At 58.1% G+C, this 26080-nt stretch carries 24 protein-coding genes; 10 read left to right on the top strand and 14 right to left on the bottom strand.

Annotated elements, in window-relative coordinates:
* Window positions 1-49: 49 nt before the first annotated feature.
* The 7 genes from LG300_RS11100 to LG300_RS11070 all read right to left on the bottom strand — a co-directional run bounded on the left by LG300_RS11100 (window position 50) and on the right by LG300_RS11070 (window position 6175).
* Window positions 50-847: a transporter substrate-binding domain-containing protein gene (locus tag LG300_RS11100; protein WP_404375379.1), complete on the bottom strand. Its 798-nt coding sequence runs from the start codon at window positions 845-847 to the stop codon at window positions 50-52.
* 339 nt (window positions 848-1186) lie between these two features.
* The gene (locus tag LG300_RS11095; protein WP_404375378.1) at window positions 1187-1957 is read right to left on the bottom strand and encodes a transporter substrate-binding domain-containing protein; all 771 of its coding nucleotides are present in this window, start codon (window positions 1955-1957) and stop codon (window positions 1187-1189) included.
* A 134-nt stretch (window positions 1958-2091) separates the two neighbouring features.
* Window positions 2092-2823 (bottom strand): ABC transporter permease, encoded by a 732-nt coding sequence (locus LG300_RS11090; RefSeq protein WP_404375377.1) that lies wholly within the window; start codon window positions 2821-2823, stop codon window positions 2092-2094.
* Between the two features lies 1 nt (window position 2824).
* A complete protein-coding gene (locus LG300_RS11085; protein ID WP_404375376.1) occupies window positions 2825-3526 on the bottom strand; it encodes an ABC transporter permease in 702 nt (233 codons plus the stop codon).
* A gap of 19 nt (window positions 3527-3545) precedes the next feature.
* Window positions 3546-4316 carry an ABC transporter ATP-binding protein gene (locus LG300_RS11080; protein WP_404375375.1) on the bottom strand — a complete coding sequence of 257 codons (771 nt, stop codon included), beginning with the start codon at window positions 4314-4316 and terminating at the stop codon, window positions 3546-3548.
* Window positions 4317-4546: 230 nt separating this feature from the next.
* A complete protein-coding gene (locus tag LG300_RS11075) occupies window positions 4547-5533 on the bottom strand; it encodes a succinylglutamate desuccinylase (RefSeq protein WP_404378027.1) in 987 nt (328 codons plus the stop codon).
* Window positions 5534-5734: 201 nt separating this feature from the next.
* Window positions 5735-6175: a hemerythrin domain-containing protein gene (locus LG300_RS11070; protein WP_404375374.1), complete on the bottom strand. Its 441-nt coding sequence runs from the start codon at window positions 6173-6175 to the stop codon at window positions 5735-5737.
* Window positions 6176-6436: 261 nt separating this feature from the next.
* On the opposite strand from LG300_RS11070, the gene wrbA reads away from it, so the two are divergent.
* Window positions 6437-7036: an NAD(P)H:quinone oxidoreductase gene (wrbA, locus tag LG300_RS11065; RefSeq protein WP_213262353.1), complete on the top strand. Its 600-nt coding sequence runs from the start codon at window positions 6437-6439 to the stop codon at window positions 7034-7036.
* A 76-nt stretch (window positions 7037-7112) separates the two neighbouring features.
* Here wrbA and LG300_RS11060 read toward each other — a convergent pair whose 3' ends face one another.
* Window positions 7113-8186 carry a tartrate dehydrogenase gene (locus LG300_RS11060; RefSeq protein WP_404375373.1) on the bottom strand — a complete coding sequence of 358 codons (1074 nt, stop codon included), beginning with the start codon at window positions 8184-8186 and terminating at the stop codon, window positions 7113-7115.
* Window positions 8187-8333: 147 nt separating this feature from the next.
* On the opposite strand from LG300_RS11060, the gene LG300_RS11055 reads away from it, so the two are divergent.
* A complete protein-coding gene (locus tag LG300_RS11055) occupies window positions 8334-9251 on the top strand; it encodes a LysR family transcriptional regulator (protein ID WP_404375372.1) in 918 nt (305 codons plus the stop codon).
* Between the two features lie 13 nt (window positions 9252-9264).
* On the opposite strand, the gene LG300_RS11050 is transcribed toward LG300_RS11055, so the two are convergent.
* On the bottom strand, window positions 9265-9825 hold the full coding sequence (locus tag LG300_RS11050; RefSeq protein ID WP_404378026.1) for a lipocalin family protein: 561 nt from the start codon (window positions 9823-9825) through the stop codon (window positions 9265-9267).
* Window positions 9826-10011: 186 nt separating this feature from the next.
* On the opposite strand from LG300_RS11050, the gene LG300_RS11045 reads away from it, so the two are divergent.
* On the top strand, window positions 10012-10440 hold the full coding sequence (locus LG300_RS11045) for a secondary thiamine-phosphate synthase enzyme YjbQ (protein WP_404375371.1): 429 nt from the start codon (window positions 10012-10014) through the stop codon (window positions 10438-10440).
* 43 nt (window positions 10441-10483) lie between these two features.
* Window positions 10484-12766 (top strand): glycosyltransferase, encoded by a 2283-nt coding sequence (locus LG300_RS11040; RefSeq protein WP_404375370.1) that lies wholly within the window; start codon window positions 10484-10486, stop codon window positions 12764-12766.
* 7 nt (window positions 12767-12773) lie between these two features.
* On the opposite strand, the gene LG300_RS11035 is transcribed toward LG300_RS11040, so the two are convergent.
* From LG300_RS11035 to LG300_RS11025, 3 genes are all read right to left on the bottom strand, one after another.
* Window positions 12774-13472, bottom strand: coding sequence for a TVP38/TMEM64 family protein (locus LG300_RS11035; RefSeq protein ID WP_404375369.1), 699 nt, complete (start codon window positions 13470-13472; stop codon window positions 12774-12776).
* A 71-nt stretch (window positions 13473-13543) separates the two neighbouring features.
* On the bottom strand, window positions 13544-14488 hold the full coding sequence (locus LG300_RS11030; protein WP_404375368.1) for an ABC transporter substrate-binding protein: 945 nt from the start codon (window positions 14486-14488) through the stop codon (window positions 13544-13546).
* A 42-nt stretch (window positions 14489-14530) separates the two neighbouring features.
* The gene (locus LG300_RS11025) at window positions 14531-15700 is read right to left on the bottom strand and encodes a TauD/TfdA family dioxygenase (protein ID WP_404375367.1); all 1170 of its coding nucleotides are present in this window, start codon (window positions 15698-15700) and stop codon (window positions 14531-14533) included.
* Between the two features lie 125 nt (window positions 15701-15825).
* Between LG300_RS11025 and LG300_RS11020 the strand changes: the two genes are divergently transcribed.
* The 3 genes from LG300_RS11020 to LG300_RS11010 all read left to right on the top strand — a co-directional run bounded on the left by LG300_RS11020 (window position 15826) and on the right by LG300_RS11010 (window position 17838).
* On the top strand, window positions 15826-16689 hold the full coding sequence (locus LG300_RS11020; RefSeq protein ID WP_404375365.1) for a LysR substrate-binding domain-containing protein: 864 nt from the start codon (window positions 15826-15828) through the stop codon (window positions 16687-16689).
* Between the two features lie 211 nt (window positions 16690-16900).
* Window positions 16901-17509: an FMN-dependent NADH-azoreductase gene (locus LG300_RS11015; protein WP_404375364.1), complete on the top strand. Its 609-nt coding sequence runs from the start codon at window positions 16901-16903 to the stop codon at window positions 17507-17509.
* 29 nt (window positions 17510-17538) lie between these two features.
* Window positions 17539-17838, top strand: a complete 300-nt coding sequence (locus LG300_RS11010; protein WP_404375363.1) for an MGMT family protein — start codon at window positions 17539-17541, stop codon at window positions 17836-17838.
* A gap of 86 nt (window positions 17839-17924) precedes the next feature.
* Here the strand turns inward: LG300_RS11010 and LG300_RS11005 are convergent, their stop codons facing one another.
* Together LG300_RS11005 and LG300_RS11000 are read right to left on the bottom strand one after the other, a co-directional pair.
* Entirely contained in the window at window positions 17925-19493 is a 1569-nt protein-coding gene (locus tag LG300_RS11005) for a GNAT family N-acetyltransferase (RefSeq protein ID WP_404375362.1), read from the bottom strand.
* A gap of 43 nt (window positions 19494-19536) precedes the next feature.
* The gene (locus LG300_RS11000) at window positions 19537-20454 is read right to left on the bottom strand and encodes a DMT family transporter (RefSeq protein ID WP_404375361.1); all 918 of its coding nucleotides are present in this window, start codon (window positions 20452-20454) and stop codon (window positions 19537-19539) included.
* Between the two features lie 217 nt (window positions 20455-20671).
* Between LG300_RS11000 and LG300_RS10995 the strand changes: the two genes are divergently transcribed.
* The 3 genes from LG300_RS10995 to LG300_RS10985 all read left to right on the top strand — a co-directional run bounded on the left by LG300_RS10995 (window position 20672) and on the right by LG300_RS10985 (window position 26072).
* Window positions 20672-22693 carry an FAD-dependent oxidoreductase gene (locus LG300_RS10995; RefSeq protein ID WP_404375360.1) on the top strand — a complete coding sequence of 674 codons (2022 nt, stop codon included), beginning with the start codon at window positions 20672-20674 and terminating at the stop codon, window positions 22691-22693.
* Between the two features lie 140 nt (window positions 22694-22833).
* Complete coding sequence (locus tag LG300_RS10990) at window positions 22834-23886, top strand: threonine aldolase family protein (RefSeq protein WP_404375359.1); 1053 nt, start codon at window positions 22834-22836, stop codon at window positions 23884-23886.
* A gap of 263 nt (window positions 23887-24149) precedes the next feature.
* Entirely contained in the window at window positions 24150-26072 is a 1923-nt protein-coding gene (locus LG300_RS10985; protein ID WP_404375358.1) for a PrkA family serine protein kinase, read from the top strand.
* The last annotated feature ends 8 nt before the right edge of the window (window positions 26073-26080 follow it).

The raw sequence follows: 26080 nt of genomic DNA, 5'->3' as shown, positions 1-26080 counted from the left end.
CTCTTATTGGCGTCGTAACGCTGTTTAAGCAGATTGGTTGTTACCGCACTTATAACCGCACATCGTAGTTGAAGTAGCGGTTCATGATTTCATCATAAGTGCCGTCCTCTTTTAGCGCACGCAGGGCTTCGTTAAAACGCTCCGCTAGGGCCTCGTCACGGGGGCGAAACGCCACGCCAACGCCTTTGCCAAAGATATGTTCAGGCTGTTTGATGAAGTCGCTGATGCGTTGGAAATCGCTCTCCGGGGTGTCGATATCGATGGTGGCCTCGGCGATGGGGTAGTCCATGAAGGTGAGGTCTAGGCGGCCGGCCATCAGGTCGGTGACCACATCGTCCGCGCCGGTATAGCGGCGGATTTCTAGCACGTCGCCGTAGAGTTCCGTGACATAATTATCCTGCAGCGTGGCGCGCTGAACGCCGACGGTTAAGCCTTCCAGGCTGGCCCGGTCTTCGATATTGATCTCTTTGTCGCGGGTGGTGATCCAGGCACTGGGCGTGGTGTAGTAGGCTTCGGAGAACAGCACCCGCTGGGCACGCTCGTCGGTAATCGCCATGGAGGACATGATGGCGTCGTAGTTACGCGCTAGCAGGCCCGGAATGATGCCGTCCCAGTCCTGCTCTACCCAAGTGCAGTTAGCTTCCAGATAGTCGCATACGGCGTTGCCCAGCTCGATTTCGAAGCCGGTCAGGGTGCCGTCGGCTTCCCGGTACATGAAGGGCTCGTAGGGTATGTCGACCCCAAGCCGAATTTCGTCGTAGTCCCGCGCGAGGGCGGCGGTGGATACCGCTGAGAGTGAAACACCCGCCGCGAAAATGGCGGCCACGGACAGCGTTGCATAACGCATAGTCAGTCTCCTGAAGCGATTTTTAGTAGGTATGTGGGTATGGCTTTATGCCAAGTGCCGCAAAGGGCGGCTACAACATGGGGTGCGCTAAGCGCAGGAGGGCCGTGCGTCTCTCACGCATGGCAAGGTTCACGCGCAGGGGCGTGTATTGGCACGGGCGTGCCAAAAGGAGGGTAGGGCTATTCGTCGAACCATTCGCTCAGGTAGAAACGGGCAATGGTGCCACGGGTACCTGGGCGAAGCGCGTGCAGCGCGGGGGGTAAGAGGTGGCGTGAGGGCATGATGGCGTCTCGCTTGAATGCCTCCCCAGGTGGGGAGGCACGCTTAGGCAGTTAGCGCTTACTTTTCGCCGAAGTAACGGGCGTAGATTTCATCGTAAGTGCCATCTTCCTGAAGCTCCGCGAGGGCTTCGTTGAACTGCTCGGCCAGCGCTTCGTCACGCTGACGGAAGGCGATACCGAAACCGTCGCCAAAGTACTCCTTCGGCTCGCTGATACGCTCACCAACCACCACGTACTCGGCTTCATCGCTCTCTAGCAGGGTAGACTGGCCGATCGGGAAGTCGAGGAACACGATATCCAGACGCTGCGCTTCCATATCCAGCACCATGTCATCGGCGGTGGAGTAGCGGCTAATCTCGGCCACGCTGCTGAATTTATCGGTAACGTAGTTATCCTGCAGGGTACCACGCTGAACGCCAATGGTTTTGCCGGCGAGGGTCTCTTCATTGGCTTCGCTGATGCCGAGGCTGCTAGGTGCAAACCAGGCAGACGGCATAGTGATGTAGGGGTCAGAGAATAGCACCTGCTGGCGGCGCTCGTCGTTGATGGTCATGGAGGACATAATCGCATCATAGTTGCGCGACATCAGGCCAGGAATAATGCCGTCCCACTCTTGTTCCACCCACTCGCAGGTAACACCGATGCGCTCGCATAGTGCGTTGCCCAGCTCGATATCAAAACCGGTGAGCTCGCCTTCAGCGGTGCGGTACTCCATTGGCTCGTAAGGTACGTCAACGCCGATACGCACGTTGTCGTAGTCGCGTGCCTGCGCGGAAGACGCCGCCGCAACGGCCAGGCCCAGCAGGGAAACAGTCAGCAGTTTTTTCATTTTAAACTCCAAAGGAAGCAGGTTCACCCGAGGTGATCCCCTTTAAGCTACCCCAGGTTGAGGTTGGCGAAAAGGGGGTACCTGAAGATAAACCAACGCTTGTTTTACGCTAGCGCGCGTTGGACTTGTTGTGGTTAGTTGTTTTGCGGCTGCAGGTGGGCCAGCAGCTTTTTCTCCAGAAAGCGGAAGAAGTACAGAATTGCAAAGGTTAGGCACAGATAGATCGCCGCGACAAACAGAAAGGCATCAAACGGCGCATAAAAGCGAGCATACACAAAGCGCGCTGCGCCGGTGAGATCCATCAGCGTGACCACGCTGGCAATGGCGCTGGCGTGGAGCATGAAAATCACCTCGTTGCCGTAAGCTGGCAACGCGCGGCGGAAAGCGCTGGGCAGAATGATCCGCCGCATCATCAGGCTTTGCGACATACCGTAAGCCCGCGCTGCCTCAATTTCGCCTTTAGAGGTTGCCTTAATGGCCCCACGGAAGATCTCGGTGGTGTAGGCTGCCGTGTTGAGCGTAAAGGCAATGAGGGCGGGATAGAACGCCTCTTTCAGCACCGGCCACAGGAAGGTCTCCTGAATGCCGTCGATAAACACCACGCCGTAGTAGATGATGTAGAGCTGGATCAGCAGTGGCGTGCCGCGAAACACATAGGTGTAGAGATACACCGGCAAACTGATCCACTTATGCTTGGAACTACGCATAATGGCCAGCGGCACCGCGAGAATTAACCCTGCCACCAGCGAGAGAAAGACCAGGTGTGTGGTGGTGACTAACCCTTCCCAGTAATAGCCCAGGGTGGTGGGCGTAAAAATCTGGTTGTCCGCGAGCAGGTCGTTGAACCATGCAGAAATATCTAGCATATCACTGCCCCCCAAAGCCGGTGTCATAGCGTTTTTGTAGTAGCGCAAAAATCCACTCGGAAACGCTGGCAATCAGCAGGTAGGCCACCGCCACAGGGATCAAAAACACAAAGGGCTCGTGGGTAGCGCGGGAGGCTTCGGCGGCAACGCGCACCATATCGGTTAGGCCAATCACCGAGACCAGCGCGGTGGTTTTGAGCAGCACCATCCAGTTGTTGGAGAGGCCGGGCAGGGCGTGGCGCATCATCTGGGGGAAGCGAATGCGCCGAAAGACCAGCGCGTTGCTCATGCCGTAGGCTTTGCCTGCTTCAATCTGGCCGTTATCCACCGCCATAAAGGCGCCGCGAAAGGTTTCACCCATATAGGCCCCGAAGATAAAGCCAATGGTGATCACGCCTGCGGCAAAGGCGTTGAAATTGATATAGATATCGATTTCGTAGTTGTAGTACAGCAGGTCGCTGATGGCGTTGACACCGATCTGGCCGCCGAAGAATAGCAACATCATTAGCACTAAATCCGGTACCCCGCGAATCACCGTGGTATAGACGGTGGCGGTGCGGCGCAATAGCCAGTTACGCGACATCTTGGCGCTGGCGGTAAGTAGGCCAAGGACTATCGCCAGAATCAGCGACAAAATGGCCAGTTGAACGGTAACACCCGCCCCTTCGATCAGGCGGGGGCCGTAACCTTGCAAATCAAGCATGGTGTGCGTGCCTCGCGGATCAGTATTTAGGTGCCAGGAACTGCTTTAAGCGCGGTGACTGAGGGTTGCCCAGCACATCGTCCGGCGCGCCTGCTTCTTCCACCAACCCCTGGTGCAGGTAGATCACTTTGCTGGAAACATCCCGAGCAAAGCCCATTTCATGGGTGACCACTACCATGGTGCGCCCTTCCTCGGCAAGGTCGCGCATCACTTTCAGCACATCGCCCACTAGCTCTGGGTCGAGCGCGGAAGTGGGCTCGTCGAATAACATTACTTCCGGGTCCATGGCCAGTGCTCGGGCAATGGCTCCACGCTGCTGCTGGCCTCCAGACATCTGCGCCGGATAGGCGTTGGCCCGGGCGCTTAGCCCGACGCGCTCCAGCAGCGCATGGGCGTGCTCGATGGCCTCTTTTTTCGGCTTGCCGAGTACGTGAATCGGCGCTTCGATGATGTTTTCCAGCAGCGTCATGTGCGCCCACAGGTTAAAGCTCTGGAATACCATGGAGAGCTTGGCGCGCATTTGCACCACCTGTTTCCAGTCGGCGGGTTCGCGGCCATGTTTGGTGGTTTTGAAGCGGATTTGCTCGCCGTGAACATACAGCTCGCCTTCGTCCGGCTGTTCCAGCAGGTTCATACAGCGCAAGAAGGTGCTTTTGCCTGACCCTGAGGCACCAATGAGGGTGATAACGTCACCTTTTTGGGCTTCCAGGGAGAGGCCTTTGAGGACTTCTGTATCGCCAAAGCGCTTTTTAATATTACGCACTTCAAGGGGAGTAGGCGTAGCGGCCATAACTTAGGCTCCAGTACAGGGTTGCCGCAGCAGCAACGGATGAATCATCGTGCTTTCAGTGCGGCTGGCGCGAAAAAAGGGGCGATTCTATCAGGAGTGCGCCTAATGCGCGTACTTTATCAGGACGACATTGGTCTTGCTGTGGCGTTGTGTATCCTGACGGCCCCTTTACGTTGTTGTTATCAAAGCGACTTTTTCGGCGCTAACGGGTTTGCTCGGGTCGTGTGGCGTCACAATGCGGTATGACTTGGCACCACCAGCAGGGCAGCCCGTGCCCCTTTTTCTACCTGGGCATTAGGAAACACCACATGCAGCGGTGTCTCTTCTACAATAAAGTCGCCCGCGATGCTGTCTTTGGCCAGGCAAGTGCCTGGCTCGAAACGGCTGAAGTTGGGCATATCATCGGCAAAGCAGAGGGTAAAGTCATCTGCCTGGCGCATCAGTTCATGCTGCACTTTGAAGAAGTCCATTGTTTCAGCAGGTTTTTTCGGCGGCGTGTAGCCTTCGCCGAGCGCACTGAGCAGGGTGAGCATCGGCGCTAGGGTGGCCATATCGTTCTTCCCGAAGGGGGCCACGCGGCCAAGCTCGAAGGTAAACGCCTGGGCTTGGTGGTAGTGCTTGCTGTAGTGGGAAAAGGTCCAACTGTGCTGGTGCTGATGCAGCACGGCCTGCATATCGGCGGCGGCTAGCCACTGCCACTGTTCAGCGTCTGTGGCAGTAGCTGCATAGGGCTCTACCACAAAGCGCGTGTATAAACTGCCGCGTATGGCGGTGTGCAGGTCATAGTGTAATTTAGGCAGTGCGTGGTGGCGGGTGAAGAACGTATCCACCGCTTCCATCAGCTCCCTCGCTCGGTCGGGTTCGCTGCCCTGTTCGTCGAGTTCGCGTTTGAAGAGCCGGTTTAGATTGGTGGTGATAAAGCGCTGCTGCGCTTTTAGGGCGTGAATATTGCCCAGGATCACCAGCACCGGCGCGCCTAGCCGCACTGTGCCGGCCTCCAGTGCACTGAGCCAGTCGCCAACTAGCTCCACCGGCGCGGTTTCGTTGCCGTGAATGGCGGCGGAGAAAATACACGCACGGGCATCAGGGCGTTGGGTATGGGGCGTTAGCTCCAGAATACCTGGCCCGTGAAGGTGGTAGCAGCCGCTGGAGAAGCGGCCTGTACGCGGCGAAGGGTGTTTGTCGTCAAGCGTCCAGTCGAGCCAGTGGCCTAGCATGGAAGTGTCCTTAAACATGGGCAGTCGCTTTTGTTGTTGTTCTACCTTTACCACGCTAGCGGCCTGCTACAAGGGCTAGCGTCGTTCCCATGAAAATGGCCGGTGGGAGGATGAAAGTGGCCGGTACAAAAAAGCGCCTATGACAACCTGCCACAAGCGCTCTTCTATACAGCGGGTGCGAAAAAGCCGAGCCGTTTGCGATTAGCCAGCCCGCTGTCGCTGCATCTCCTTTTGGTACTCTTTGGCCAGCGCTGATTTCTGATTCTCCTGCAGGCCACGGCCCGCTAGCTGAAATACCTCTTGCTCCTCTTCATCCAAGTGATGGGTGACCAGATGCTGCAGCTGTTTGGCATGGGTGAGCCAGTGGCTGGCGCTATAGTCGGTGTCGTCCAGCAGCTCGAGGAGCTCATCAATCTCGTGGTGTTCGGCCACGCTGTGACGCGCTTTTTCCTGGGTAAGATCGATCTCCATCATCGGCATATAGAGCGCACGCTCTTCGGCGTTGGCGTGGTATTTCAGCTCGGCGCGCACTTGCTGGTACAGCGAGTCGCGCTCTTCGCTATCACCGTGGGTTTCTACCAAACGTGCCAACAGGTCCCGCTGAATATCGTGGTCTTTACGCAGTGCTTCGAAAATCGTCATGCCGGACTCCTTGGCGTTATACGTGAATAAACGTGCGAGGAAGAACGATACAAAAAAATTAGTGGTGAAGTGGCAAAAGCGCAAGGCGGGCACATCGATGAAATCGAAGCGGGGCATCGAAAACATTCGCTTTTAACTAGGCTTAACTAAGCTATGGTTTAGTAAGTTTTCGCTGCCCACCGTGGGCAATCTGGCTCAGTGCACAAGTGCAAAAGTGCTTAAATGCAAAAATGCTTGAATGCAGACGCAAAGGAGAGAGTAATGACGAAGGTACTGGTGCTTTATTATTCTATGTATGGACATATCGATACCTTAGCCGCCGCCGTAGCAGAAGGCGCAAAAGGCGTTGATGGCGTAGAGGTGACGGTGAAACGCGTGCCTGAAACCATGCCGGAAGAGGCGTTTAAAAACGCGGGTGGCAAGCAGGACTTTACCACGCCGGAAGCTACACCCCAGGAGCTGGCCGATTACGATGCCATCATTTTTGGCACGCCGACCCGCTTTGGCAACATGGCCGGCCAGATGCGCACCTTCCTCGATCAAACCGGTGGCCTGTGGGCCAACGGCGCGCTGCGCGGCAAGGTGGCGAGCGTGTTCACCTCCACCGGTACCGGCGGTGGCGATGAGATGACCATTACCTCCACATGGACTACCTTAGCCCACCACGGCATGGTGATTGTGCCGATTGGCTACGGTATTGAAGAGCAGTTCGATATTTCCAAGGTGAGCGGCGGCACGCCTTACGGTGCCGCAACGCTGGCCGGTGGTGATGGTTCCCGCCAGCCGGATGACCGCGAGCTCAAAATCGCCCGCTTCCAGGGCAAACACGTGGCTGAGATTGCCGCCAAACTGGCAAGTTAATCTTTAGCTGAAAACTGACGACGCCTCGCTACTAGTGCAGCGAGGCGTCGTCGTTATGGGGCATTGTTTTAGAGAATTAGCCGCTAATCCGCTCGGCGATGGCGTTCCCTAGGCTTACTGTAGTGCCCTGTCCACCTACATCGCGGGTGAGCACTTGGCTATCGCCTTCGCTCAGCACCGCTTCAATGGCCTCGACCATCGCGTCGCCGGCTTCTTTATAGCCCAGGTGCTCCAGCATCATCGCCCCAGACCAGATTTGGCCGATGGGGTTGGCAATCCCTTTACCGGCGATATCCGGTGCGCTGCCGTGTACCGGCTCGAACAGGCTGGGGAACTTACCTTCCGGGTTGATGTTGGCCGAGGGCGCAATGCCGATGGTGCCGGTGCAGGCGGGGCCCAGGTCGGACAGAATGTCGCCAAACAGGTTGCTGCCCACTACCACGTCGAACCAGTCCGGGTGCAGTACAAAGTTCGCGGTCAGAATATCAATGTGGAACTTATCCACGGCGATCTCTGGGTACTGCTTGGCCATCTCGGCTACGCGCTCGTCCCAATAGGGCATGGTGATGGAGATACCGTTGGACTTGGTGGCCGAGGTCAGCTTTTTACGCGGGCGAGTTTGCGCTAGATCAAAAGCGTACTTCAGCACGCGGTCCACGCCGGTGCGGCTCATCACGGTTTCCTGGATGACGATTTCACGCTCGGTGCCTTCGAACATCTTGCCGCCGATGCTGGAGTACTCGCCTTCGGTGTTTTCACGCACTACGTAAAAGTCGATATCGCCGGGCTTGCGGCCCGCCAGCGGGCTTTTAATGCCGGGCATTAACCGGCAGGGGCGCAGGTTAATGTACTGGTCGAACTGGCGACGGAACTGCAGCAGCGAGCCCCACAGAGAAATATGGTCCGGCACTTTCTCCGGCCAACCCACGGCTCCATAAAACAGCGCGTCAAAGCCTTTCAGCTGCTCGAACCAGTCGTCGGGCAGCATCTTACCGTGCTCCAGGTAGTAGTCGCAGCTGCCGAACTCAAACGTGGTGAATTCCAGGTCGATATTGAAGCGCTTGGCGGCGGCTTCCAGCGCACGAATACCTTCAGGCATTACCTCGGTGCCGATACCGTCGCCAGCGATGACTGCAATACGATGGGCCATGAGTGCTCCTTGTTTTATTGGTCGTTACGAAATTGGGCGTTACGAAAATAGTAGGGCGTGTCCCAGATGGTATGAGTGTAGCGCCTGTTGGCGGCGGGATAATCAGGCTACTATGCAAGCTATTGTTGCCTTAAAGTGAAGAATCCTATGATGTTGGATGACCTCGCCTTTTTTCAGCGGTTAGCCCGGGCGGGGAGCTTAACCGCCACCGCCCGGGAGTTGGGGCTGTCACTCTCAGCGGTTAGCAAGCGCTTAAAGCAGTTAGAAGCCAGGTTAGGGGTCACGCTGGCGGCACGCACCACCCGTCGTTTGACGCTTACCGCAGAAGGGGAGCGCTATCTTACCCAGGGCGGGCTGATTCTGGAGGAGCTGCAGGCACTGGAAAGCGCGCTTAGCGATACCGCCCGCCACGGGCTAAACGGGCGGCTACGGGTAAACGCCACCTTCGGCTTTGGCAGGCGGCATATCGCGCCGCTGCTATCGCGCTTTTGCGCGGAGCATCCGGCGGTGGAGAGCTGGCTGGAGCTGACCAACTTCCCGCTCAATTTAAGTGACCACGGTTTTGACGTGGGCATTCGCATTGGCGAGCCACCAGACTCCCGCTTGGTGGCGCGGCGTATTCTGCCCAACCGGCGGGTGCTGTGCGCTTCGCCCCGCTATATAGCTGAAATGCCCGCGCTGAACGCGCCTAGTGATCTCGCCCAGCATAGCTGCCTGGTAATTCGTGAGAACGATAGCGACTTTCCGCTGTGGCGCTTTGAGCATCGCCATTCTCAGCAGCGCCAGGCGGTGAAGGTCAGCGGGCAGCTGGCCAGTAACGACGGCGAGGTGATTACCCGGTTAGCGCTGGATGGTCACGGGGTGATGCTGCGCTCCTGGTGGGATGTGAATGAACACTTAGCCAGCGGTGCCCTACAAACGTTGCTGCCCGATTGGCAGGGCGTGCGCGCTGACTTTTACGCGGTGTTTGAGCATCGCCGCCATATTCCCGCCCGCATCAGCGCGCTGATCGATTTCCTTCAGCGGGAGATGGAGGGGCGGGTGCCCGCGTTGCCCAATGGCTAATGTGCGGGATGCACTAGCGGCCTGGGCAGGTTTGATCCTGAACTACGTCAATGAGCTCCTCGGCGGGGAAGTCCAGCTCGGCGGCGCGCTGGCGCAGGCGCTGTTCAACGTCGCCTTCAAGGGTGGGCGTGCGGGCTAGAATCCATAGATAGTCGCGATTGGGGCCTGCCACCAACGCCCACTGATAGTCGTTATCTAGCTCAAGCACGTTATAGCCGCCGTAAAACGGGCCGAAAAAGCTAACCTTTAGCCGCCCCACGCTCTCGTCATCGATGAAGTAGGCGCGTCCTTCGGCTTCATCCCAGGCTTGCTCCTCCAGGTTGTAGCCGCGGTTGATCACCTTGACGCCGCCATCGTCGCGCAGGCTGTAGGTGGCGGTGACGCAATCCAGCCCCTCTTCGAAAGAGTGGTCCAGGCGGGCGATTTCGTACCACTCGCCCAGGTAGCGCTCCAGTTCAAAACTGGTGACCGGCTCGGTGCCGTCGGGAATGCCGGTGCAGCCTACCAGCAGTGTGCCAGTTGCGGCGACCGCTGCCAGCGTGGCCATGCTCCTTGGCCGCGATGTGGATTTCATCATCTCGCTCCTTGGTTAACACTCGAACAATAAACGTTAAATCTACCAGTGTGGTGCAATCAACGCCAAGGATGGCGGGGTGGCGATACCCGGCGGATGGCAGAAATAGGCTATGGTATGTCTGTTACCGTATTCACTTAACAATGCTGATAACAAATCAACAATGCTAATAACAAAGGAGTGATTATGTGGCATCAACAAGAGATTCACTTACCGGAAATGCCCAGGGGCTTTCACCTCATTACCGACGACATTGCCAGGGCACTGCCTTGTTTAGCGGAGTGTAGCCACGGTTTACTGCATCTACAGTTGATGCATACCTCTGCCTCGCTGACCCTTAATGAGAATACCGACCCGGATGTGCGCCACGACCTGGACGCCTTTATACGCCGTCTGGTGCCGGAAGGGCTAAGCTACTTCCGGCATACCTTGGAAGGCCCCGACGATATGCCCGCCCACGTTGCCTCTAGCCTATTGGGTACCCAGCTTAGCCTAGCGGTACGCGATGGCCGCTTAGCCCTTGGCACTTGGCAAGGGGTGTGGTTAGGTGAGCACCGCGAGCAGGGCGGTTCACGTCGCCTGCTGGCCACGCTGAATGGCTGTGCGGAATCTTAGCAATTGCCTTTTTCTGATGACTTTTTGAAGTAAGCACCCCACCATGCCCCGACGCCTTTTTCGCCTCTCCCGCCAGCGCTGGTTAAGGCTGTTCTTTGCCCTGAACCTGCTGCTGGTGGTGGGTCTGATTGCCCACCAGATATGGCTCTATGTAGCTGAACCCGAGTTTGAATCACTGCACACGGTGGAAGTTGCGGAGATACGCAAGCGGTTGGAGGGGCGTGACGCTTACCGCTTTGCGGTGGTGGGGAATATCAATAACTCGGTGAACGTCTTTCACGATGAGATCATTCCGCTGCTGAACCAAAGCGATATCGACTTTATGATCTCGGCGGGCAATGCGGTAAGCGGCGGCCAGCAGGAGAGCTACCAGGCGATATACCACAGCCTGGAGCTGCTTAACATGCCCTTTCTGCTGACGTATGGCGACAACGAGGATAGCGACTTCGGCAGCTACCTGTTTTACGACTACTTCGGCCCGCACTTCTACTCGTTTGCGGCGGGCAATAGTCACTTTATTTTTCTGGATGGTACAGGTAAATCCTCCACCTCCTGGCAACTCGACTGGCTAGAGCGGGAGCTGGCCGCCTCGGAAGCGTTGCACCGTTTTGTGTTCGTCGGGTTGCCGCTGCATAACGTCATTCCAGATGCCCCGCCGTTTGAAGCGGATAACTACCTCAACGACCCAAGGCTAAGCGAAGGGATTATGCGCCTAGCCGAGCGCTATCGGGTCGATACGGTGTTTTCGGCCAACCTGTCGCTATACGCTCGGCAAACCGTTAACGGAGTGGGTTATGTAACGACCGGCGGTGCCGGCGGTATCTTGATGGATGCCGACGAGAGCTTTCACCACTACGTGGTGGTTGAGGTGGCGGGCGAAAGCGTGGGTGTGACGCCCGTGCGCCTGAACGTGGACCGCCCCGGCTGGTGGCGTATGTTAAGCAGCGTCGCTTCAACGATCTACGCCTTTTTCTACGTCAGCTACCCGCGGTTTTTGCTGATTGTCGGGCTGTTAACCCTGCTCGCCATGCGCCTATACCGGCTGATTTTTGAAGAGCGCCACTACTATCCCGACTTCGATATCGACCCAACACCCTATCTGGAAAAACGCCTGCGGGTGGCAATGGTATCGAACAACTACTTCCCGTTTGTTTCCGGCGTGTCAGTCTCCGTTGAGCGGCTGCGCCAGGGCCTGGAGGGGCTGAAGCACCGCGTTCAGTTACTGGTGCCCCGCTACCGTGAGCCGTGGCAGGACGATGACACCATTGTGCGGGTGCCTACGCTCATGGCATTTGGAGAGAAGCGTGAGTTTCGCTTAACGAATCCGTTTAGCGCCCGTTTCCGCCGCTGCCTGCGTGAGTTCAAGCCCGATGTGATTCACGTGCATCACCCGTTCTGGCTAGGGTCGATGGGGCTATGGATGGGACGCAGGCTCAAGGTACCGGTTATTTACACTTACCACACGCGCTTGGAGCACTACGCTCACTTTGTACCGCTGCCGGGGGCGCTGTTCCGCAACCTAATTTCCCACTACCTGATCAAGCGTTTCTCCAACCGCTGCCAAGGCGTTATCGTGCCGACTTACTCGGCGGAGGAGTACCTGCGGATGATCGGGGTCAAAACCCCTTCGCTGATTCAGCCTACCGGCATTGATACGGCGCGCTTTGCCGATGCCGATGAAGAGGCGCTGGCAGCGCTACGCCAGCAGTGGGCAATCGACCCCGCCGATACGGTGTTGGTCAGCGTTTCCCGCATCAGCAAAGAGAAGAACATTGGCTTTATGCTGGAAGCGCTAGCGGAGCTAAAACACCAGGGGCACACATCGCTGCGCCTATTGCTGGTAGGCGATGGGCCGGACCGCCAGGTGATTCAGCAGCAGATCGAAACGTTGGGCTTGGAAGCACAGGTGACGCTGGTGGGCGCCGTACCCCCAGAGGAGATGGCGCTCTACTACCATGTGGGAGATATGTTTGTGTTTGCTTCCACTTCGGAAACCCAGGGCATGGTGATTTTAGAGGCCATGGCCGCCGGGCTGCCGGTGGTCGCGGTGCGCTCCAGCGGGATTGATGACGTGGTACGGGACGGTTTTAACGGCTATAAAACGCCGCAAAATCGCCAAAAATGGGGTAAGCGGGTGGTGGAACTGGCCGAGGACGGGGCGCTGCGCGATACCTTGGGCAGCCAGGCAAAACACTTCGCTGCCGACTACGACATTGCCAAATTTGCGGGTGCCGTGGCGCACTTCTATGCGGAAGTACTGGCTAAGTATTACTCTAACCAGGACTACGCCGCTAACACCTACACCAGCAAGGAGCCTACGTGCTAGCAGCGCGTTAGGTGTGATCACGTTTGATTCTGGCGGCGGTGCGGGCGGTAGCCACGCGCTTAAGCAGCCAAAGCAGGCCCACGCCCGCCACTAAGCCTGCCACCGCCACTGCCAGTTCCTGTTTGGAAGCGGCGGTAAACAGCGCACCCAACTGGCTGCCGAGCAGAATGACCGCTGCCAGCCCCGGCACAATGCCCAGGGTGGAGCCAATCATGTAGTCGCGGAAGTTAAGATGAAACGCCCCCGCAAGCATATTGGTCAGCGTGAACGGGGCAAGCGGTAGCAGGTTAATCACCGTCATGGTGCGGATACCGCGTTTGGAGAGGTAGCCGGAGAGGCCGCGCAGGTGGCGGCCCCCGTAGCGCATCAGCGCGTCGCGCCCCAGCCAGTGGCCCACCCAGTAAGACACCACCGATGAACTCAGCGTGCCCAAGGTGGCGTAGGCCAAGCCCCACACTGGGCCAAATAGCAGGCCGGTGAGCACCACCAGCAGGCTCAGTGGGAACATAATCAGCAGCGAGCTTGTGTACACGGCGATGACCGCTGCAAACATCCATGGCGCTCGCTGCCACTGGCTAAGGGTGGTGGTCAACGCTTCGAGATTCGCCTGGGTGAGCAGCCCCTGCTGCTGCAGGTAGCGCCACATCACACCCAGCATCACCAGCGCGATTAATAGGCCAAGACCTTTTAGTAACGTCCGTGACATTCCACTCCCACCGCCTGCCTTGCAAAAAAGCGACAGCATACGCCACTGCGACGGTGGGGTGAACGTGCTCGTTACGGCAGGCGCGCTTCAATGACGGGCCAAGCGGGCTCGCCCTCGGTGGTGGTGACGTTTGCCAGCATCGCTTCCACACGCTCAGGGTGGTCGTTGATCCACTGCTGGGCTACCTCGGCTAGGTCGCGCTCTTCCTGGCCAAAGGCTTGAATCATCCAGCTCTGCTCGTCGGCGGTAAAGCTGAACTGCTCGAAGAAAGTGACCAGAGCAGGGTTGGCGTCAGCGTAGTCGCTGCGAAGCAGGGTGAGTACGTCGCTTTCACCGTTGTTCTCACCGAACAGGTTTTGCGGGTCTTCCAGATAGCGCATGGGCAGCTCAAGGTTCATCCAGTGGGGCGTCCAGCCGACCCACACGATGGCCTCTTCTCTGGAAATGGCGTCTTGAGCGGCAGAGAGCATCCCCACTTCGCTGGTATCGACCAGGTTCCAGTCGCCCAGCCCCCAGGTGTCGTTATCAATTGCGTTATGCAGGATTTCGCTCGCCGCTGATCCCGCCCCGAAGCCATGAATTTGGCCGTTGAACTCCTCGCGGTGTTCATCTAGATCCGCAAAGCTTTGAATGCCGCGCTCGTGGAGGTAGGCCGGCACGGCCAGGGTCATCTGCGCGCCATCGACGTTGTTGGCCACATCCACCAGTACACCGGATGCTTTACGCGGCTCGAACATCTCGTGCTGGGCGGGTAGCCAAGCCCCTAGAAATACATCAACGTCGCCGCTTTCGATGCCTTGATAGATCACCTGCAGGCCAATTTCATGGGTGCGGGTCTCGTAGCCCAATGGGTTAAGTAGCTGTTCAGCAATCTCGGTTTTGACGGTAATGCCGGGCCATGCCGGAACGCCGAAGTCCAGCGTGGTGTCATCAGCCACGGCGGCTTGGGCGGTCAAACCTACCAAGCTCAGTGTGATAGCAGAAACGATATGGCAACGTGGGATCGAGAGCGTCATGGGATGGGGTCTCCTTGCTTGGGTTATTATGATATAGCGGTATTACCTGCGGGCGAGTACACGCAGACGTGATGCCAGCATGTCACGATCTAAATAGGTGCCCTGAAGGTGGCGCGCGCCGCTATTAGGGTCGAATTCACGGCGACCGTGAAGTACGCGACGGTTATCGAAAGCCACCATCTGCCCCGGCTCTAGGGTGAACTCAAGCTGGTGGGCGTGGCTATGGAACAGCTGCCACAGCACCTTGTAGGCGCGGTACCAGGCGGCCATTTTCTCTGCAGGTAGATGCAGCGTGTCGCGTATCCAGTTATTGAGGCGAATCTCCACCAGCTCACCCTGGCTATCTAAGGTGATCACTGGGGCTTTTACGGCGATGTCGTGGGTGTCATCCTGAAAGCGGAAATCAATCGGGGTTTCGCTGAGAAGGACGAGCGCCTCTGGGTCCTGCTCACGCAGCGCCTTCACTACACGGGCGCCGTCGGCAAACAGGGATTCACCGCCGCTGGCTTCATTTTGCAGGCAGTAGAGCAGTTGAATGTCTGGCGGCTGCCGCCAGTTGGGCAGGTCGATATGCAGCGGTAGCCCCACGGCGGTATAGGCCGCATTGTTGGGGTTGGGTTTTGAGCGTACATCGAAGCGTGCCCCAAAGTTGGTTGCCCGCTGGGGGCCAATCCGTTCGGCAAGGCGGCTGACTTCCTCCTCCACCAACGGTGCCTCTGTCACCAGGGCAAGGCCATCCCGTAGCATGGCGGTGAGCCACGCTTTTTCGCCCGCAGGGGTGAGGAAGTCGGCGTGGCGAATGCGCTCGGGAAAGAAGTTATCCCGCCACGGCTGTTGCGCGGGCAGCGCTGATAAGACTGGGGCTTCTGGGCGGCGCTGGTAAAGCCAGCCGCTGTGAAAGGCGCTGATATGCCCATCCTGCCACTGCAAGTAGAGGTGGCCTTCGGCGAGGGTAACGCTAGGCGCTTGTTCGATATCTTCTAAAGGCAGGTAGAGCCGTTCGCGGGTTTGTGGGTGGCGGCACTCTGCACAGGCGCAGTGGTCGCGCAGCCATAGCAGCGGAAGCGCCGTTTGCGTACCGTCTTGCCAGGACAGCGCGAGGCCGCTATCGGTTAGCGTGGCATCGCTTAATGCCGGGCCGTGCTCATAGGGCGTGAGTTCGCTCATTTGAGGGGATGAACGTTTTTTTGTCGCCGCTAATGCGCTGGTCATAGGAGCCTCGCTGTGGGTGGATAACGTGTTGCTGGGTTAGCCTGCTAGGATGCTGAGTCCTCTACGCAGTGACAAACGATTAATTCGGCCCCAAAGACCCTGTTTAATTTATAGGTTGCTTTTTCATGAGCCAATTACCACCGCTGTTATGGCTGCAAGCCTTTGAGTCCGCTGCCCGTACCCTAAGCTTTACCGCCGCCGGTAACGAGTTGGGCGTTACCCAGGCGGCCATCAGTCAGCGCATCCGGCTGCTGGAAGATCGTCTGGGCCAGAAGTTGTTTGTTCGCCATGCCCGTAGCCTCACCCTGACGCCTGCGGGGCAGGCGTGGCTGCCTAGTATCCACGATGCGTTTTCCCGCATTAGCGAGGGTACCTCGGAAGTATTTGGGATGACGAGCGAGAAGCCGGTGACGCTGCGCGCAACGCCAGTCATTCAGCAGTCTTGGCTGGCGCCACGGCTAGTGGCGCTGCATCAGCAAAAGCCTCATATCCTGCTGCGTTTGGTCAGCGCGATCTGGCCCGACGACTTTGGCCCGGAAGGGGCGGACATTGAAATTCGCTATGGCCGTGGCGAGTGGAGCGGGCTAGAGATGCGGCCGCTGGGTGATGAACATTTGCTGCCCGTATGTGCCCCGTCGCTTGCCCGTGAGTTAACCGAGCCCAGTGACCTGGCAGGGCACACGCTGCTGCACGCGGTAGGCTTTGGCGTGGGCTGGCCAGGTTGGCTGCAGGCAGCGGGAGTCGCCCATTTAGAGGCCGAATGCCTGCCGCTTACCTGCGATAACCAAGTGATGACCCTGGCATTAGCTAGCCAAGGGTGCGGTGTGGCATTAACCCATCGCCGTTTGCTGGAGCAGCGGCAGGATTTGGTGGCACCGTTTGATATCGATGTTCCTAGCGACGAGCGCTTCTGGCTGGTGCGTCCCAGCAAGCGCCAGGTAAGTAAAGAGGCGGGCGAGGTATGGGAGTGTTTAGTGGCTGCTATCTAAATAGAACCTCTATCTAATGAAAACTTCTATCTAATCAGAGGCTGCTGGCTAATGGGTTTTTCTTGCGGCTAACCCATGCTCGAGCGGGGCTTTTGGCGGGCAGGATAATTCGATTTTGTCGAATGAAACTCGGAAAACGTTGCGCTTTTGCTTAACGAAAAGCGCCGTAGAATAGCATTCAACCTTCCCACTGATTTATAAGGAGTTTTTGATGACAACTCGTGCCCTGCTAGTGACCTCTTCTATCCTTGGTGAAAACGGCCAGTCCAATGCGTTGGCAGACCACTTCAAAAGCCAAGCTGCGGCGCGCGGTGGTGTAGAACTTACGCACCGGGATGTCGTGGCGAACGCGCTGCCGCACCTCGCCATTGAAGAGCTGGGCGCGTGGCAAACCCCTGCCGAAGAGCGCACCGCCGAGCAGCAAGCGCTGGCTGCCCATTCAGACGAGCTGCTGGCCGAACTGCGCGCCAACGACGTGTTGGTGCTGGCGGTGCCAATGTATAACCTGGGTATTCCGTCGCAGCTGAAAGCCTGGTTCGACCGCGTACTGCGCGCCGGTGAAACCTTCCGCTACACTGAAAACGGCCCCCAAGGGTTAATCGAAGGCAAGCGGGCCATCATTCTGGCCGCCCGTGGCGGTCAATACGCAGGCACCGAGTTTGATAGCCAAACGCCGCACCTGAAAACCATGCTAGGCCTGATGGGCATCAGCGATGTGGATGTGGTGTTTGCCGAAGGCCTGAACATGGGCGACGCCCACCGCGATGCCGCGCTGAAAGAAGCCTTCCAAGCCATTGATCAGCTCGTCGAAGCGCTCTAAACCAACGCCATCATGCACATGAGGCCACCATGCCGCGCCCGGAACTGCTTGAACAGATTTACACCATTGTGGATCAGATTCCGGCGGGTCGGGTGACCACCTATGGGCGTATTGCGGCGATGACCGAAGGGGCTACGCCGCGTATGGTCGGCTCCGCCATGCGCCACCTGCCCGATGGCCACCAACTGCCCTGGCACCGAGTGATTGCCGCCTCGCTTAAACTAGCCGACCACGGCGGTGCGGCACGCCAGCATGAGAAGCTGCGCGATGAAGGGGTAGTGTTTGATAGTAAGGGCAGGGTGCCTGCCCATTTGGTGTGGCCTGACTAGCTGCGTAGGGCGGTGAGTCAAAAAATATACCGCTCGATGAGCGGTATATGTGTGGCGGTCATCAATGCGTGAGTGGTTTTACCCCCTCACTCCTCCAGGTTAGCCCCGGATTTCCACGACCAGTCCCGCCAGCGTAGATCGAACAGATCCTTGCGGCGGTCTTTAAGGTTGGTAACCGAGCCCTCGGCGCGTACCACGGTGAGGCGAGTCAAATCCAGGTCCGAGAAGAAGATCATCTCGGTATTGGGCGTGGTTTCAGCCAGCACCGCATCGTGGGGGAAGGCAAAGTCGGACGGCGAGAACACCGCCGATTGCGCGTACTGGATATCCAGGTTCTCGATTGATGGCAGGTTGCCGACACTACCGCATAGCACCACATAGCACTCGTTTTCAATGGCGCGGGCTTGGGCGCAGTGGCGTACCCGCAGGTAGCCGTTTTTGGTGTCGGTCCAGAAAGGTACAAACAGAATATCCATATCCTGGTCAGCCAGCAGGCGGCCCAGCTCTGGAAACTCCACGTCGTAACAGATCAGAATGCCGACGCGACCGGCATCGGTATCGAAGACCTGGAGATCGTCGCCGCCCTCAATGACCCAGTCCCGGCGCTCCTGTGGCGTGATATGCAGCTTCGACTGTTTTTCAATGCTGCCATCCCGATGGAACAGATAGGCCACGTTATAAAGCCGGTCATCCTCGCCCACTTCAATCATCGAGCCGCCGACGATGTTGATGTTGTAAGAGACCGCCATCCGCGACAGCTCGCTCTTGAAGCGGTCGGTAAAGCCCGCCAGGAAGCGAATGGCCCCCATTTGGTCCTGCTGGGCGGCGCGGTCTTGCAGGCCCATCAGCGGCGCATTGAACAGCTCGGGGAAAACGGCAAAGTCGCTCTGATAGTCGGAGAGCGCATCCACGAAGTACTCGATCTGCTGCAGCGCGGCTTCCACCGAGGCAAATTCACGCATCTGCCACTGCACCGCACCCACGCGCACCTGGGTGGGGCGCGTGTCCAGCACGTTCTCTGCTGGCTCGAACAGAATGTTGTTCCACTCAAGCAGAGTGGCGTAGCCACGAGACTGCTCATCTTCCGGCAGGTATTTGCGTAGTAGGCGCTTGACCTGGAAGTCGTTGGCAAGCTGGAACGACAGAATCGGGTCGTAAATCTCTTTACGGGAGACTTTGTCGATGTACTGGGCCGGGGTTAGCTCGCTGGCGTGCTGGTGGTACTCGGGAATCCGCCCGCCTGCCAGAATGGCGCGCAGATTAAGCGAGCGGCACAGCTCTTTGCGTGCTTCATAAAGGCGGCGGCCTAGACGGTAGCCACGGTAGTCCGGGTGGATCAGCACATCCAGCCCGTACATGGCATCGCCATCCTGATCGTTCAGGATAATTTCGCGGTGGCCAATCAAGTCATCGTATTTGTGCGGGTTGGAGAACTCATCGTAATCCACCTGCACGGTGAGGGCGACGCCCACCAGTACGCCGTCGTCTTCAATGGCGATCTGGCCGTCGGGAAACTCCTGGATCAGCTTGTCGATAGTGTGCTTCGGCCAAGCACCACCAATGTCGTGATACACCGCGTCCATCAGCGACTTCAACTGGCCATAGTCGTCGCAGGTCAGGTTACGCAGATTCAGGTGCAGTTCTTCTAGGGACATAGTTCAGGGGTTCCCAGTCGTCGAATGAAGTTAGCCTATTGTATCACTGCTGTACGCTGCGCGTTTTACGCGGCGAAGCGGCACGCACCAACGGGCGGGTTAGCGTTTGCGCCATGATGACACCGGCAAGGATTAACAGTCCGCCGGTGAAGTGGAAGCCCGCAACTTGCTCGCCCAGTAGCGCCATGGCAATTAGCGCGCTAAATAGCGGCATAAGGTTAATAAAGATGCTCGATTGGTTGGCGCCGATTTGGCGTACCGCGCGCATCCACAAAAACGTGGTAATCACCGAAGCGGGAATGCCCGCGTATAAAATCAGCCAGATGTTGTGGCTATCAACCGGTGTCATGGGGCCCATTAAGTAGGGCGGTAGTAGGAACAGCACGGCAAAGCACACCTGGGCATACAGCATCACCCACGGCGGCAGGTTCATTGCCCAGCGCTTGAGCATCACGCCATAAAGGGCGTAGCAGGTGGCGGCGACTACCATTAGCGCATCGCCCTTGGCCACCTCCAACTGTAGTAGGGAGAGCGGATTGCCGCGGCCAAGCAGCACAGTGACACCGATAAAGGCGAGCACGCCGCCTACGACACCGCCTAAAGTAGGAGGTTCCTTCAAAATCAGAGCGCTCAATAGCACCGTGAGTAGCGGCACCATTGCCGCCAGAATGCCCATATTCGTAGCGGTGGTGGTTTCCGCGGCCACATAGGCCAACCCTTGCCAAAGGCCCATCCCCAGAAGCCCTAGCAGGGCAAGCTTAGGCCAGTTACGCATAATCTCATCTTTATGGCGCAATACGGCAGGCAGTACAAAGGGGGTCATTACCGCCAGCGCCAGCAGCCAGCGCAAAAACGCAATACTGCTGGGAGCGATGGCACCCACGGTTAATTGGTTAATGGTCATATTGCCGGACCAGATCAGCACGGTGGCCAGCGGGGGTAAAAAGTAAATCAATGGCATAGCGTATTCCCTTAATACAATCCCTTATCGTTAGCCGGTTAATGTGACGTGCTTTGCCATGATGGGCAAGAGGGAAAAGATAGATGGCGACACGTGGCGCGTATTAAAAACACCCGGCTAGAGTGCGGTAAAGGGCTGTACGTTACGAGCGCTATGTCATACGCTTGTTTGAATATTAACTGGCAAGCCACCCTAATAACAGCCAAGGAGCACCGTGATGCACCATGCGCCAGCTTATCCGCACCTGTTCCGCCCGTTGACCGTTGGGCACTTAACGCTGCCTAACCGTGTATTAATGGGGTCTATGCACACCAACCTGGAGGAAGCGCCCAACGGCTTTGAGCGCTTGGCGGCGTTCTATGCAGAGCGCGCCCGTGCAGGGGTAAGTCTGATCGTGACGGGTGGCATTGCGCCGAATGCCGAAGGGGCGGTATTTCAAGGTGCCAACGCGCTGACAGAGCAATCGCAGGTGGCGGAGCATCGCCACGTTGTCGACGCGGTACACGCTGAAGGTGGGCACCTGTGTATGCAAATTTTGCACGCCGGGCGCTACGCCTACTCACCAGAGCTGGTGGCCCCCTCGGCGCTGCAAGCCCCCATCAACCCGTTCACACCCCGAGCGCTCTCCAGCGAAGAGGTAGAGCAGCAGATTGCCGACTACGTGCGCTGTGCCACCCTGGCCCAGCAGGCGGGTTATGACGGTGTCGAGGTGATGGGCTCGGAAGGCTATTTAATCAACCAGTTTATTTGCCGCCGCACCAACCAGCGCGATGACGAATGGGGCGGTGACTTTGAGCGGCGTATGCGTTTTCCGGTGGAAATCGTCAAACGTATTCGCCAGGCAGTGGGTGAGCGCTTCCTGCTGATTTTCCGCCTGTCGATGATCGACTTGGTGGAAGAGGGAAGCACCTGGGAGGAGGTCGTGCAGCTGGGTCAGGCGATTGAAGCGGCGGGCGCTAACGTGATTAATACCGGCATTGGCTGGCACGAGGCGCGGGTGCCGACCATCGTGACTAGCGTGCCCCGTGCGGCGTTTACCGAGGTCACCCGGCGCATTCGCGCGGCGCTGTCGATTCCACTGATTACCACCAACCGCATCAATATGCCGGAGGTGGCCGAGCGGGTATTGGCTGAGGGCCATGCGGATATGGTATCGATGGCGCGGCCGTTTTTGGCCGACCCCGAGTGGGTGCGTAAAGCCGAGGCGGGCTTGGAGAAGGAGATCAATACCTGCATTGCCTGCAACCAAGCGTGCTTGGATCACACCTTTATGGGCAAGCTGACTTCCTGCTTGGTCAACCCCCGCGCCTGCCACGAAACCGAGCTCACCCTGGAGCCTGTGCAAACGCCTAAACAGGTTGCGGTGGTGGGTGGTGGTCCGGCGGGGCTGGCCACGGCGGTAGCCGCTGCCAGCCGTGGGCATTCCGTGGTGCTCTTTGAGCGGCGCAGCGAGCTGGGAGGGCAGTTCAATTACGCCCGTAAAATCCCTGGTAAAGAGGAGTTTAACGAAACCCTACGCTACTTCCGGGTCATGCTGGAGAAGTACGCCGTGGACGTGCGCTTAAACACGCAGGCCACTGTGGATGCGTTGGCCGGTTTTGACGAGATCGTGCTGGCCACCGGCGTGGTACCCCGCGAACTGGCCCTGCCAGGGGCCGACCACCCCAGCGTGCTGAGCTACGCCGAAGCCATTGAGCAGCCCGAGCGGGTGGGCCAGCGTGTGGCGGTGATCGGGGCAGGTGGCATTGGCTTCGATGTCTCCGAGCTGCTGGCCCATGAAGGGCACCCAACGCTGGACGTGGCGGCATGGTGCGATGAGTGGGGCGTAGATTTAGCGGTAGGCGAGCGAGGTGGCCTAAAAGTACCGCAGCCACCCAGCTCACCGCGCAGCATTGTGATGCTGCAGCGGAAAAGCTCGAAAGCGGGTAAAAACCTGGGCAAAACCACCGGCTGGGTGCACCGTGCTTCGTTAAAGCAGCGCGGTGTGCAGACGCTCACCGGCTGCGAGTATGTGCGTATTGATGATGCGGGCCTGCATATTCGCCGCGATGGGGAGCAGCAGCTGATTGCAGTGGACAGCATCGTGGTGTGTGCCGGGCAGGAGTCGGTGCGCGACCTGGTAGCACCGCTGAATGAGTCGGGCAGCCGCGTGCATGTGATCGGTGGCGCGGATGAAGCCGCCGAGCTGGATGCCAAGCGCGCCATTGAGCAGGGCACCCGGCTGGCGGCCTCGCTGTAACTCGCGTGGAGGGCGTGACGTTAACCGCAAAATGGCGATAGACTGATGGGTCACCCTAACCACTAAGCTGCGTTAGGGGATCAAGGCGCGGGTGGCACCCAGCCTGCGCCGCACGACCGCCAGACAAAAGGACGACTGTCATGCCCTCGGAGTGTACCCCACGATTTTTAGCCAGTGACAACACCTCCGGTATCTGCCCGGAGGCGATGCAGTACTTACTCGAAGCCAACCAGGCGGATGACCTTGCCTACGGCAACGACCGCTGGACCGCCCGCGCCGCCGACCGTTTTCGGGAAATGTTCGACTACGATTGCGACGTGTTCTTCGTGTTCAACGGCACTGCAGCCAACTCACTGGCACTCTCCGCGATGGGGCGCAGCTACCACAGCGTGATTTGCCACGAGCTGGCGCATATCGAGACCGACGAGTGCGGTGGGCCGGAGTTCTTCTCTAACGGTGCTAAGCTGCTGACCTCGCCGGGGGCGAACGGCAAGTTAACGCCACAAGGGATTGAAGCGCTGGTCACTAAGCGCAGCGATATCCACTACCCAAAACCGAAAGTGATCTCGCTCACCCAAGCCACCGAAGTCGGCACCGTTTACTCCCGTGAAGAACTGCTCGCCATTCGCGCCATGGCGGATAAACACGACCTGCGCCTGCACATGGATGGGGCGCGGTTTGCCAACGCCTGCGCCAGCCTAAACGCCTCGCCTGCAGAGTTGACCTGGCAGGTGGGCGTCGATGCGCTGTGTTTCTCGGGTACCAAAAACGGCCTGGCGTTTGGCGAGGCGATCCTGTTCTTCAATCGCGAGCTGGCGGAGGATTTTTCCTACCGCTGCAAACAGGCGGGGCAGCTGGCGTCCAAAATGCGCTACGTATCAGCGCCCTGGCTGGGCCTACTGGAAAGCGGTGCCTGGCTAACCAATGCCGAACATGCCAACGCCATGGCGCGCTACTTATCGGAAGGGCTACAGGCGCTGCCCGGCGTGTCGCTGATGTTCCCTACTCAGGCCAATAGCGTCTTTGTTGAACTACCGCCACACGCCATCGAAGCGTTGAAAGCCAAAGGGTGGACCTTTTATACCTTTATCGGCGCGGGCGGCGCGCGGTTTGTGTGTGCCTGGAATACTACCGTTGAATTGCTGGACCAGCTGCTGGCGGATGTAAAAGCCGTGCTTGATGCGCGTGCGTAAACCGTACCGCCGCTAAGCCGCTCCGACGTTGAGCTCCCACGCGCCGCCTACCCAGGCGGCGCGTTGCGTTGCGCGATCATCACAATATTTAACGCAACTAAACCGCTGCCTTTGTGCTCATAACGTTAACAGCGCTGCGTTGAAGGTGAAGTCATCACTTTTTGCTAATGCTGACTACGCTGATAGAGCGACACCTCAAATAGCATGCCGCCTGGGGTATTGGCTTGGCGGTCGCGCTGGGGGATGGGCCACAGGAGAGTTCCATGAGCATCTTTGATCACGTTCAAGACCGATTTGCCCGCGTTCAGCAAGAGGATATGAGCCTTGAGGAGTACTTGGCGCTTTGTCGCCGCGATCCTAAGGTGTACGCCAGCGCCGCCGAGCGCATGCTGGAAGCGATAGGCGAGCCTGAAGTGATCGACACGGCGAAAGACCCGCGTCTATCACGCATTTTTTCGAATAAGGTGATTCGCCGCTATCCCGCCTTCGCCGAATTTCACGGGATGGAAGAAGCCATCGAGCAGATTGTGGCTTACTTCCGCCACGCGGCCCAAGGTTTGGAGGAGCGTAAGCAGATTCTCTACTTGCTGGGGCCGGTCGGCGGCGGTAAATCGTCGCTGGCCGAGCGCTTGAAGCTGCTGATGGAGCGCATCCCGTTCTATGCCATCAAAGGCTCGCCGGTGTACGAGTCGCCCCTTGGGCTGTTCTCCCCCGAGGAGGATGGGGAACTGCTGGAAAAAGAGTACGGCATTCCAAGCCGCTACCTGCGCAGCGTGATGTCGCCCTGGGCGGCTAAACGTTTAAAAGAGTACGGTGGCGATATTTCCCAGTTTAGGGTGGTACGCCTCTACCCATCGCGGCTAAACCAGATCGCTATTTCCAAAACCGAACCGGGGGATGAGAACAACCAGGATATCTCCTCGCTGGTAGGTAAAGTGGATATCCGCCAGTTGGAGCTTTACTCCCAGGATGACCCGGATGCCTACAGCTTCTCAGGTGGGCTGTGCCGCGCCAACCAGGGGCTGATGGAGTTCGTGGAAATGTTTAAAGCACCGATTAAGGTGCTACACCCGCTGCTCACCGCCACCCAGGAGGGTAACTACAACCCCACGGAGGGCATGGGCGCGATTCCCTTTGATGGGGTCATTCTGGCCCACTCCAACGAGTCCGAGTGGCAGGCATTCCGCAATAATCGTAACAACGAGGCGTTCCTGGACCGGGTCTATATCGTCAAGGTGCCTTACTGCCTGCGGGTCTCCGAAGAGATCAAAATCTATCAAAAGCTGCTGGAAGACTCCTCGCTGAGCGATGCCCCCTGCGCGCCGGATACGCTGCGTATGCTGGCGCAGTTCTCGGTGCTATCGCGGCTTAAAGTGCCGGAGAACTCCAGTATCTACTCCAAGATGCGGGTGTATGACGGGGAGAACCTGAAAGACACCGACCCGCGCGCCAAATCAATTCAAGAGTACCGCGACGCGGCGGGGGTTGATGAAGGTATGCAGGGGCTATCTACCCGTTTTGCCTTCAAAATTCTCTCCAAAGTGTTCAACTTCGACAGTACCGAAGTTGCCGCCAACCCCGTGCATCTGCTCTACGTGTTGGAGCAGGCGCTAGAGCGCGAGCAGCTGCCCTCGGAAGTGTTCGAACGCTACCTTGGCTTTATCAAGGAGTTTCTGGCGCCGCGCTATGTGGACTTTATCGGCAAGGAGATCCAGACCGCCTACTTGGAGTCCTACAGCGAATACGGCCAGAACATCTTCGATCGCTATGTGACCTATGCCGACTTCTGGATCCAAGATCAGGAGTACCGCGACCCCGAAACCGGCGAGCTGCTTAATCGCCAGTCGCTGAACGAGGAGCTTGAGAAGATCGAGAAGCCGGCAGGTATCTCCAACCCGAAAGACTTCCGCCATGAAGTGGTGAACTTTGTGCTGCGTGCCCGGGCGCAAAACAACGGCATGAACCCCAGCTGGCAGTCCTATGAGAAGCTAAAAGGGGTGATTGAGCACAAGATGTTTGCCAATACCGAAGAGCTGCTGCCGGTGATCTCCTTCAACGCCAAGGCGTCGAAGTCGGATCAGAAAAAGCACGAAGACTTCGTGGCACGCATGGTGGACCGCGGCTATACCGAGAAACAGGTGCGGCTGTTGTCGGAGTGGTATCTGCGCGTGCGTAAGTCCCAGTAGCGGGCCGT

The sequence above is a fragment of the Vreelandella aquamarina genome (genome assembly GCF_044805175.1).
GTDB lineage: Bacteria > Pseudomonadota > Gammaproteobacteria > Pseudomonadales > Halomonadaceae > Vreelandella > Vreelandella aquamarina_B.
The sequence above is the reverse complement of the archived record's forward strand: the minus strand, read 5'-3'. Positions and strand labels throughout refer to the sequence as shown.